Source organism: Paenibacillus sp. LT-B23 (assembly GCF_059417685.1).
In genome coordinates this window covers 131,298-142,366 of record NZ_JBSQBM010000009.1, presented here as the reverse complement: position 1 = coordinate 142,366, position 11,069 = coordinate 131,298, and the positions used below count along the sequence as shown (strand labels likewise).

7 protein-coding genes, 1 tRNA gene and 3 pseudogenes are annotated in these 11,069 nt (G+C 45.3%); 5 read left to right on the top strand and 6 right to left on the bottom strand.

The window, feature by feature from the left end; translation table 11 throughout:
• Both ACWXW9_RS13240 and ACWXW9_RS13235 read right to left on the bottom strand, forming a co-directional pair.
• Positions 1 to 321: pseudogene (locus tag ACWXW9_RS13240) on the bottom strand (collagen-like protein); the annotation flags it as partial.
• Between the two features lie 965 nt (positions 322 to 1,286).
• Positions 1,287 to 1,496: pseudogene (locus ACWXW9_RS13235) on the bottom strand (Ig-like domain-containing protein); the annotation flags it as partial.
• Positions 1,497 to 1,668: 172 nt separating this feature from the next.
• On the opposite strand from ACWXW9_RS13235, the gene ACWXW9_RS13230 reads away from it, so the two are divergent.
• Positions 1,669 to 2,796, top strand: a complete 1,128-nt coding sequence (locus ACWXW9_RS13230; protein WP_494929766.1) for an SPRY domain-containing protein — start codon at positions 1,669 to 1,671, stop codon at positions 2,794 to 2,796.
• A 23-nt stretch (positions 2,797 to 2,819) separates the two neighbouring features.
• Here the strand turns inward: ACWXW9_RS13230 and ACWXW9_RS13225 are convergent.
• A pseudogene (locus tag ACWXW9_RS13225) lies at positions 2,820 to 3,014 on the bottom strand (hypothetical protein).
• On the opposite strand from ACWXW9_RS13225, the gene ACWXW9_RS13220 reads away from it, so the two are divergent.
• A complete protein-coding gene (locus ACWXW9_RS13220) occupies positions 2,999 to 3,346 on the top strand; it encodes a tyrosine-type recombinase/integrase (RefSeq protein WP_494929765.1) in 348 nt (115 codons plus the stop codon). The pseudogene ACWXW9_RS13225 and the gene ACWXW9_RS13220 sit on opposite strands and share 16 nt — an antisense overlap.
• Before the next feature lie 93 nt (positions 3,347 to 3,439).
• On the opposite strand, the gene ACWXW9_RS13215 is transcribed toward ACWXW9_RS13220, so the two are convergent.
• Both ACWXW9_RS13215 and ACWXW9_RS13210 read right to left on the bottom strand, forming a co-directional pair.
• Positions 3,440 to 3,511, bottom strand: a tRNA-Thr gene (locus tag ACWXW9_RS13215).
• A 73-nt stretch (positions 3,512 to 3,584) separates the two neighbouring features.
• Positions 3,585 to 3,932 (bottom strand): MTH1187 family thiamine-binding protein, encoded by a 348-nt coding sequence (locus ACWXW9_RS13210; protein ID WP_494929764.1) that lies wholly within the window; start codon positions 3,930 to 3,932, stop codon positions 3,585 to 3,587.
• A 657-nt stretch (positions 3,933 to 4,589) separates the two neighbouring features.
• Between ACWXW9_RS13210 and ACWXW9_RS13205 the strand changes: the two genes are divergently transcribed.
• From ACWXW9_RS13205 to ACWXW9_RS13195, 3 genes are all read left to right on the top strand, one after another.
• A complete protein-coding gene (locus ACWXW9_RS13205; protein WP_494929763.1) occupies positions 4,590 to 6,923 on the top strand; it encodes a ribonucleoside-diphosphate reductase subunit alpha in 2,334 nt (777 codons plus the stop codon).
• Positions 6,924 to 6,943: 20 nt separating this feature from the next.
• Positions 6,944 to 7,975, top strand: a complete 1,032-nt coding sequence (locus ACWXW9_RS13200; protein ID WP_494929762.1) for a ribonucleotide-diphosphate reductase subunit beta — start codon at positions 6,944 to 6,946, stop codon at positions 7,973 to 7,975.
• A 165-nt stretch (positions 7,976 to 8,140) separates the two neighbouring features.
• On the top strand, positions 8,141 to 9,892 hold the full coding sequence (locus tag ACWXW9_RS13195; RefSeq protein WP_494929761.1) for a methyl-accepting chemotaxis protein: 1,752 nt from the start codon (positions 8,141 to 8,143) through the stop codon (positions 9,890 to 9,892).
• A gap of 184 nt (positions 9,893 to 10,076) precedes the next feature.
• Here ACWXW9_RS13195 and ACWXW9_RS13190 read toward each other — a convergent pair whose 3' ends face one another.
• On the bottom strand, positions 10,077 to 10,922 hold the full coding sequence (locus ACWXW9_RS13190) for an HAD hydrolase-like protein (protein ID WP_494929760.1): 846 nt from the start codon (positions 10,920 to 10,922) through the stop codon (positions 10,077 to 10,079).
• Positions 10,923 to 11,069 lie beyond the last annotated feature (147 nt).

Sequence of the window (11,069 nt, the reverse complement as noted above, 5' to 3'; positions counted from 1 at the left end):
TCCCGCCACACCTGCTGCTCCTGTAGCACCGGTGGCTCCGGATGGTCCCGCCGTACCTGCTGCTCCTGTTGCGCCAGTGGCACCTGTCGGTCCGACCGGACCGCCCGCTGGACCAGTTGGACCTGTGGCTCCGGATGGTCCCACCGCACCTGCTGCTCCTGTTGCGCCGGTGGCTCCGGGATGCCCAGCCGCCCCTACTGCTCCTGCAGCTCCAGGAAAGCCTTGTGGGCCTATAGCTCCAGCCGGTCCAGGTACTCCTTGAGAACCTTGTATACCTTGTGGGCCCGTAGGACCAATAACTGTTGGAGTAGTAATATTCACTTCTGGTGGGGGACATTTTACCTTTACTATCTTCTTAATAACTTTTCGGCACTGTTCTTTTCTTTTTCTTTTCCAAGGGAATACAGTTTCTATTTTTCCTTTACGACATTTTTTTTCGTCTGAACAACTCAATGCGTACACCTCCCTATAAAGATAGTTCAGTGTATGCATATTGTTAGGTTTAGACATGGACGAACAACTAGTTTTTACTAGACTGGAACATATATCTAGAAAAAAGGCTATAAACCTGAGAGGAGGACCCATAAATACATTACAATGTCCACACCTTCTTCTCGCTCCTTAATATCACCCATGTTCATATCCAGTAGATGCTATTTTGTGCCAACGTTCAGAAGTTAGGCTGTCTGAATTGGTTGGCCTGCCCTCTCCGCTACGAATGTTCCTGTACAACACGGGGCGGTTCGCTGTACTCCAATCATAGAGGTGGAAAAGGTAAATCCTCACGGGGCCGCGATGAAGAAAACACACTCCCACTTTTGAGGAACGCCCATCGTGGCTGAGTTGAGAAAGAATAGCTGCGGCCTGTAGCCAATCTCCCGAAAGTGAGACAGCACCAAACTGACGAAGCCTAAGAAACATTAGAGATTCAATCACAGGGGAGTCCATGAACACTGAAGAACCCACTTTACTAGACTAAAGGTTAGAAGAATGTTAGAAGATTGTCCAAAATCACAAAAAAGCGCGGCCTCCAAAAAGCTTGGAAGCCGCGCTGTGCTTGAGTTTCATAGTATGCTGGTGAAGGGAATTGAACCCCCGGCCTACGCATTACGAGTGCGTCGAAATAGAGTTTTAATAGGTTTTAAAAGGGGCCTATAGCCTGCACTATCAAGAATAAGGTTCCTACTGGTAGTGTAGATATCCGTATTTCGGTAGAAGATTTGGTAGAAGAAAAGTCGTGATAAAATGTGCGAAGTACCCTGCCGTAACGAACAGGGTACTTCGCTTTATTTAGAGTATTCACTTACTTCAAACGTGAGTATCCGATCATACAGCATGTAGTCCTTTCGGCTGCTGAATGGGCCTTTATTATTGTCATGCTTATTGATGGCATATGAAGCCGATCCAGTTCCAGCCTGTTTGCCTTCATACCAGGCAATAAAGTCATTGACTTCTCTCATGCTCATGTCGAATTCTTTTTCTAAGCCGGTTGTCATTACAAAACAAAATAAAAATCACCATATCTATAACAGTAAAGCACCTTACTATGCTCTAAAATTTAAATTCACTATTAAACTTATATTTGAATATATAGACATTAATGTTTAGACATCCCTTTAATTCGGTTTTATAATTCGATTTGTTACTGCATACATTTAGGAGGAAGTCATGAAAAATATCATAATCAAAAAACTAGGAACAATTATGTTAGCCCTTCTCATTGGAGTTTCAGTGTTCTCATTGTTCCCTACAGTTACAGAAGCTGAGACTACAGATGTTACTTGGTCAAATGGTTCTTTATTATCAAAACTAGGGGTTGGAGGTCAAGGAGATAAAGCAACTGTAGGAAAAACCAGCGGGAAGTGGTACTGGGAAGTAAATGGAATTGATGGAAATCCAAATATACCAAGTATATCATTAATTGGTATAACAAGTGAAGCAGGTAATAATACATCAGATAAATGGAAGTATCATAGTTACTATGGGTATAGCGGTGAAATTTTAACTAAAATCTCTTCTGATATAACAAGAACTGCTTATGGCACTACTTTTGCGCAGAAGGACACTATTGGTTTAGCGTTGGACATGGATAACGACACAATTTCTTGGTACAAAAATGGAGTTTGGCAAGGTTCTAATACTGCAAAACCGTCTCAACTAGGTGGATCACAAGTATTCCCGATGGTTATGGCTGGAGAAAGTGGATATAAATCCTTTCAAGCCAATTTCGGTGCTAGCCAATTTAAATATCCCGTCCCTGTAGGATTTTTACCTTATCAGGATTCGGGTAAATCTACAACACCTGATCCGTCTACAAAGCCTGATCCGTCTACAACACCTGATCCGTCTACAAAGCCTGATCCGTCTACAAAGCCTGATCCGTCTACAACACCTGATCCGTCTACAAAGCCTGATCCGTCTACAAAGCCTGATCCGTCTACAAAGCCTGATCCGTCTACAAAGCCTGATCCGTCTACAAAGCCTGATCCGTCTACAAAGCCTGATCCGTCTACAAAGCCTGATCCGTCGGATACAGATGGATCCTCACAACCTACTGGCGACCGTGCCATCTTGGTTGTAACTATGGACAATGGGTTTGATAAAGAATTCGATCTGAGCAAGAAAGAATTGAATGCTTTCATCGCTTGGTATGACGCTAAAGATGCTGGTAGAGGCCCTTCATTCTTTGCCATTGATAAACACAATAACAACAAGGGTCCATTTAGTAATCGCAAGGATTATGTAATATTCAATAAAATACTCACCTTTGAAGTAAGCGATTATTCAACTAAATAAACAACAAGAAGGACTCTTTCCGGCTACAAACCGTTAGAGTCCTTTTTCACATCTACTCTAAATTCAAACTGATTCCTCATGAAATAGCTTCCGTTAATCTTAATCTACTCCGGTGTAATCTTCTCCACTACTCCACTGTAATCCACAATATCTATCAGATCCTCACCCAACGGCTGTACTACATATACTCTTACCTGGCTTAATGCAGCTGCAAACAGTTTTAGTCATTCAAACGAGTGTAGGAACCCCCCTTGGCCCTCGTAATCTAATGAGACATTACTATCGTATTTTGGACACAATCGTAAAAGAGCATCCTGACTTTCCGCGGATTCGTTTCCATGATCTACGACACACTCATGCAACGCTCCTCCTCAAAGCTGGTATTCACCCCAAAATCGTTCAGGAACGCCTTGGACATTCCTCTATTAATGTAACTCTGGATACCTATTCACATGTGCTACCGAATCTTCAAGAAGCGGTATTAAGAAACATTGGGGATTCAATTACAGGGGAGTCCATGAACACTGAAGAACCCACTTTACTAGACTAAAGGTTAGAAGAATGTTAGAAGATTGTCCAAAATCACAAAAAAGCGCAGCCTCCAAAAAGCTTGGAAGCCGCGCTGTGCTTGAGTTTCATAGAATGCTGGTGGAGGGAATTGAACCCCCGGCCTACGCATTACGAGTGCGTTGCTCTACCCCTGAGCTACACCAGCGGGTCAGTGTAACTGACAACAAAAACTATTATACTCTTAGTTACATAAAAATCAATCACTTACATCAACTTTTTCAACTAGGATTTGGATTTAGTTCGGTAACATTTCCTGTCGCGGTACCAGATAGTTTATCTGCAACGGAACAGAGCTTTTGGTGACTGGAGGAAGGCTTGTCACGGCGATCATCAATTTTGACCGAGGTGGAAACGCGCTTGGCTCCTGACAGGAATGGCGCTTCGTGCAGCGCAGCAATGGCGGTGAACACATCGTCCAACGAACCTTCAATAATCGTACTCATGGAGGTAAGCTCATAGGTAATTCCTTTTTGCGTCTTCAACACTTTTTGCATCTGGGCAACGTAGTCGCTCAGGCTTGTACTCCCCGTTCCAATCGGGATCACTGTCACTTCTGCAATAGCCATCGCCAAGTTCCTCCTTTAATTTAAAATCGTCACTTCTTTAAAAATCTAAAACCTCAGTCCGATAGAGCGAGCAACCTTATTTCACAAAAAAAGTTCATATGTATGCTGCTTGTTTCTGTAGGAAACATCTTCATCATTCATTGTACCGTTCAAACAGCCTCAATTCAAATACAGCCCGCGGCTTCTCTGCAAATTTTGAGTTTCCATTCCTTTTCCTTTACGTATGGCTTCGAATGTTGCTATAATACTCCTTGCACTTATTTGAAATTTTAAGTTTATAAACACAATATGTTGGGTTAAATATTCATAACACGTCTAAATATAGTGATGTAGCCGATAAATCGTACGGGAACCATCTTTTCCCCCTTCATTGGCAAGCGCATCGCTATTTCTATGTTATTGGATTACATACAGCCCCAAAATGCTGTCTGAATCGCGCAAGCAACCCGGGAATTTGTACTTAAAACCCGGATTTGCACACCTGCAAACATACGTACACTTGGCCTGTCGTTTAATCGTCAAGTGAGCTGACCTCATCGCTTTTGTGAATCACTTGATCATCATCGATCTTTTTCACCTTTATCTTTTCATCATGATCATCTTCATGCCTATTCCCAGAATATGAATTCCAAATCAGGAAAGCGAGGAATTAATCCCATGCCACAACTCGTAACGAAACCAAACAATCGCCAGTTGGCTTTTGATGAAATACGTATTTCCGTATATGCCGACCGTGTACTGAGCGGGCTGGACAAGCTGGATAAAGATCGCCTTATTCGCGGTGTGACCAGCAAGCTACGCCGGGACGAAGTCACGGGAGACGAAATCAGCAACGCGTTTGCGATGGCTGCGCTTGAACTGGTCAGCAAGGAAGAACCGGACTGGAAATTCGCCGCTGCGCGCGCTTTGCTCACTTCCTTATATAAAAAAGCGGCCACTCACCGCCGTTACAAATCCTATGCGGACGAGCCTTACGGCGCTTTTTATCCACTGATTACCGATTTGATCCAAAAAGGAATTTACCGTCAAGAGCTGCTCGACTACTACACCAAGGAGCAAATTGACGAGCTAGGTGCATCCATTTTGCCGAAAAATGATCTGCTGTTCGATTACATCGGGCTGTTGACGCTGTCTGAGCGCTATTTGGCAAATGATTTTGACGGACGCGTGATGGAACTGCCACAGGAACGATACATGATCATCGCAATGTACCTGATGCATAAGGAGCCTGCCGACAAGCGTATGGAACTGGTGAAGGAAGCTTACTGGGCGATGAGCAATATGTACATGACGGCGGCTACACCAACCATGTCCAATGCCGGAAAAAAGGTAGCCGGGCAGCTCTCCAGTTGCTTCATCGACACCGTAGACGACTCGCTGGAAGGCATTTTCGACTCCAACACCGATGTAGCCCGTCTCAGCAAAATGGGCGGTGGCATCGGCGTGTACCTCGGTAAAGTACGGGCACGTGGCTCCGACATCCGTGGACACAAAAATACAAGCTCCGGCGTCATCCCGTGGATTCGCCAGCTAAACAATACAGCGGTCAGCGTTGACCAATTGGGTACACGTAAAGGCGCAATTGCCGTCTATCTGGACGTGTTCCACAAAGATATTCTCGCGTTCCTCGACCTGAAGCTGAACAACGGCGACGAGCGGATGCGTGCGCATGACGTGTTCCACGGCGTATGTCTGCCCGACCTGTTCATGGAACGGGTGGAAGCACGTGGCGAATGGAATCTGTTCTGTCCGCATGAAGTGAAAAAGGTCATGGGCTGGAAGGATGGCAACGGCCGTCCACTGGGACTGGAGGATTTTTACGATGAAGCCTTTGGTACTGGCTCCTTCCGCGAGAAGTATGAGGAAGCGTCACAGCATCCAATTCTCTCCCGCATTACGGTGCCTGCTATCGACATTATGAAGCGCCTGATGAAATCGCAGTTGGAAACAGGTACTCCGTACATGTTTTATCGCGATACGGTAAACCGTGCGAACCCGAACCGCGCCCACGGTATGGTATATTCCTCCAACCTGTGCACGGAAATTATGCAAAACCAATCGGCGACCGTGGTGGAAAAAGAAGAGTTAGTCACCAAGGACGGACAAACACGTATTGTCATTTCCAAAATTCCTGGCGACTTTGTTGTATGTAACCTGAACTCCATTCATCTGGCTCGCGCCGTTCCGGCAGGTGTGCTGGATCGTCTCGTACCGATTCAGGTACGTATGCTGGATAACGTTATTGATATTAATAATATTGAGGTGCTGCAAGCACAATATACGAACAGCCAATATCGCGCAGTCGGTCTGGGTACGTTCGGACTCCATCATCTGCTCGCACTCGAAGGTATCCGTTGGGAATCCGATGAAGCGGTAACCTATAACGATCATTTATACGAAAAAATTAACTATTTGGCTGTAAAATCGAGCATGGAGCTGGCGAAGGAAAAAGGCCGTTATGCCAAATTTGAAGGCTCTGACTGGTCTACCGGGCATTATTTCACATCCCGTGGCTATACGGACGGTACGCGTGAAGGCAAATTTGTCACCACGTCCGAGTGGAGTGAACTTGCGGAAGAAGTCAAACAAAACGGTGTCCGCAACGCATGGCTGTTCGCCATCGCGCCTAACGGTTCCACTTCCATCATTGCAGGTTCTACGGCCAGCATTGATCCATTGTATGAGCTGCTTTCCTATGAAGAGAAAACAACCTACAAGATTGCTAACCCTGCACCGGACTTAAACGAAAAAACGATCTGGTACTACAAAACAGCTTTCCTGCTGGATCAGCATGCTTCGATCAACATGGCCTCTGCCCGTCAGCGTCATATTGACCAAGGCCAAAGCTTTAACCTGTATGTGCGCCCGGATATCAAAGCTACTGAATTTCTGGAACTGCACATCCATGCCTGGAAATCAGGTATGAAATCAACCTATTATGTACGCAGTCGCGCACTGACGATTGAAGAATGCGATAGCTGTGCATCCTAAAATAAAGGAGAGAATCTCCCATGCAGTTACAAAAGATTTTTAACACGGAAGCGCCTAACCGCTCTACCCGTATTATTGAAGGTGAAAACTCCGGCATTCTGAACTGGAACGATATTCGGATGCCGCATATGTACAAGCTATACAAGGTGCTGCTGCTGAACCACTGGATTCCGGATGAAATCCCGATGTCCAAGGACGCGTCCCAATTTCCTACGCTGGATGCCGAAGAACAGCGCACATTTAAAATCAACATCGGCCTGCTGGCCGTGCTGGATTCCATGCAAACGATGTTTGTCGGGGATGTAAAACGCTACTTTACCGATTCTTCACTGGAAGCTATTTCGGCGATTATCGGACAGCAGGAAGTGGTGCATAACCAGTCCTACTCCTACGTTCTGTCTTCTTTGGTGTCAGATCAGGAACAGAAGGAAATTTTTGAATACTGGAAAAACGATCCTGTCCTGCTGGAGCGTAACACATTCATCTCGGATATTTACCAGGAGTTCCGCGATGAGCAGAACCCGCAAACCTTTTTCCAAGCGATGGTAGCCGATTTGATTCTGGAAGGCATTTTCTTTTACAGTACATTTGCTTTCTTCTACAATTTGGCCCGTGATCAGAAGATGATGTCGACCAGCCAAATGATCTCGTATATCCAGCGGGATGAAAATCAGCATTGCTACTTTTTTGCTGAAGTGTTCAAGCAGCTATTGTCTGACTTCCCTGAGCTGAACACCAAGGAAAATACGGACTATGTCTATCGTATGATTAACCGCGCTGTGGAGCTGGAAACGAATTGGGCGCATTATACGCTCAAAGAGGTTCGCGGCATCGACTTGAACGAGCTGAGCGATTATATCAAATACATGGCAAATATGCGCCTGAGATTGCTTGGTATGGACAAAGCATACGAAGGCGTAGATGTAAACTGTATGCCTTGGATTAAACCATTCTCAGACGAAGCGCTGAATGCGACAAAAACGGACTTTTTTGAAGCAAAATCACGCAATTATGGCAAGGTCGGAGATGACAACGGATTTGACGATTTGTAAGTCATAAGATACAGCCTTAACTCGGTACTTACCGGGTTAAGGCTTTTTTCATGAGAATTTACGCAAATACGCAAAAAAATCATGAAAACATCTGAATTACTATTCTATTTTCCTATTTGTACACGATATATATGAAGGTGAAAAAAACATAGTAAGGAGCATATTATGAAAAGCAGCGTTAAAAAAAGAATGGGATTACAATCCAAACTCTACTTCATCTTGCTCATTCCTTTAATAGTGATTGGCGTTATTGTTCTGTGGACGACCAATCAATCTATCCAAAATGCTTCTCTATCAACCATGCAGCTAAACAATGAAACGCTGGCAAAGAACACGGCCCAGTTATTGGACAAATCCGCAGTCAAGAGCTTAAACACTGATTCATCTGAGCAAAGCAGCGAGTATAAGCAGCTTCGGAACGAGTTAAATACGCTCAGACTGCAAACTGGAATTCTGTACGTCTATATGTACAACCGCGTTGGAGATGAGTGGAAAATAACGGTGGATGGAGCCGCATGGGACGACAAAGACTACAGTCCATTCGGAACTCCTGTAAGTTTTACCCTTAAAGAAACGGAAGAGAAATTAAAACAAGGGGAAACGGTAACTACAGATATTACAACGGACCCTGAGTGGGGGACGATGTTTTCCTCCTTTACTCCCATTAAGGATACAGATGGAACCATCATTGGTTATTTGGGAATCGACAGATCCCTGTCCTCTGTGACTGAAGTATACGAACATACCTTGCCCGAGGCCTACCGATTAGTTATCCCTGTTATCTCCATCATTCTGATCATCTCAATTGCGGCTATGATGATGGTAACCCGGCGGATACTGCGTCAGGTGGGATTTATTAAAAATACACTGGAGCAAGTAGCCGACGGTAACCTTACGGTTACATCGTCGCAAGTAACATATGATCAGTTAGGCGAGATCAGCAAATTGACGAACAAAATGGTGGAAGCCATGTCGAATATGATTGTGGATATTCAAAGCAGTTCAAGCACACTCCAGCACGCATCGGAGAATATCGTCGTGACAACGGAAGGAACACTCCACCAGACTGAGGAACTGTCCCGTACACTCCAGCAAATTGCCGATGTCTCTATTAACCAAGCGGATCAAACGGTGGAATCGGTTCAACAATCTGATCGATTAGGACAAACGCTGGATGAAGTCGGAAGCTATGTGCAACAATTTACGGATACGGCCCATCATCTTAATGAGGTTCGTAATCAGGTAGCCAGTGAGCATGAACTGTTATTAGAGAAAGGACGAGAAAGCGCCTTGCGTATCAAGCAGATGCAGCGCATGTCACACGCGTTAACCGAAAAATCCCGCGAGGCGGCTAACATCGGTCAGCAGGTACAGGGTATCGTAAAGCAGACGCAGATTTTGTCCTTTAATGCATCTATTGAAGCCTCACGTGCAGGCGAAGCTGGCAAGGGTTTTTCTGTGGTCGCTCATGAAATGGGACAACTTGCCCAACAATCCGCCATATCGATTCGTGAAATCGACGAAATCTTAAAAAGCTTTGTTGAGCAAATTGAGCAAATGGGTGATCAATTTGATGAAAACATAAAGACCGTCAATGAACAAGAAACCCAAATTTCGGTATGTCTACAGTCTGTTGACAAAGTCACCCAGGTTTCACAGGAAGTTCAGGAGTTAGCTGCACATCTGGCTCAATTGACGGCAGAGATGCAAGAGGTACGTCACAGCGTAGATCAACATTTAAATCACACAGCCAGCGCGGCACAGCAGACTGCCGGAATGACAGAAGATGTATCAGCAAGCGCTCAGAAGCAGGCTCTAGCGGTAAAAGAACTATCCGAAGTAGCCCGCAATCTGACCACACTATCAAACAATCTGCAGCGTCATGCTGACCAGTTCCGGGTAAAAAACGCTGAATAATAAATATTACGTTGGGTTCAGTTCAACTGAACGAAAAGAAGTAAACTAAAATGGAGCATTCGCTAACGTAGCGAGTGCTCCATTTTTATGTTTTGAAAGCCGAGCAGAGTTCACCTTTATCTGAGTAGGTGCATACATATAACCTAGAAATGTGTATTCAAGCACTCCAGACTCATACCCGTTCTTATGATGGAGGTAGTGCCGCTGTTTTCACCTGTTTCGTATAAGAAGGATAGCCTCCCGTATGCTGGAGCATTTCGATTTCACGCAAAATACGCGGTAAGTCAGCGACCGAGTTCATCACGATGTGGGCTCCTGCCCTTTTCAAGCCATATACACTCTGTCTGCGCCGTTCCTCAGCCACTCTGTCGTCCGCTTCATGGCTGGTCGTTTGAGCTGCGGTCGTCACGGTCGTCACGCTTTCGTTATGGTTCAATACGCCAATCGTCCATACACCGGCGTTCCGTCCCTCTTGCATATCGGCTGCTGTATCTCCTACTTTCACAATATCGCTAAGCGGGAATACCTGCAAGCGATGTGCAATCTCATAGATCATCCATGGATAAGGACGCCCTTGCGAAACTTCACAGGGAGCTACTGTGCAATCCAGTGCATATGGGGACTGTGCAGGCGTAAAAACGTTGCCCAGCATCTCCATCGGGCAAGATGCGGTGGCACCTGACTGAATCCGCCGATCCTGCAACTCATTCAGCGCTTTATCAATACCGAAAGTGGGTTCAGCCCCCTGGATCAAGGAACGAAGAACAGGGACAAGCTCAAGGTAAATATGCTCAATATCCGCTCTGCCAGGATGCGCACCAAAGCACTCCAGCCATTTTTTCCGAACCTCTGAAAGTGCCAGCACATTCGCAATATGATCACGGATCGGTAATCCTCGCCCATGAGATGCTTGTTCTTCGGTTACCTGTACACCCTTCCATCTGAAAATATCGCGTATTCCCTGGATTAAGCCTCGTCCTCCGGGGTCCAACAATGTACTTTCGAGATTAAAAATAACCGCTTGTATCATGCAATCCCCGCCTCTCCGTAACGCGGCTATCCGCTGTCATTATTTCTTAGGACTATGATACACAGCTAACGTAAAATGAAGTGCCGTAAAGCGTCAGCGGAATGTAATTGAAAATAAATTCCTTGATTGGTTGTAGATTACTGATTG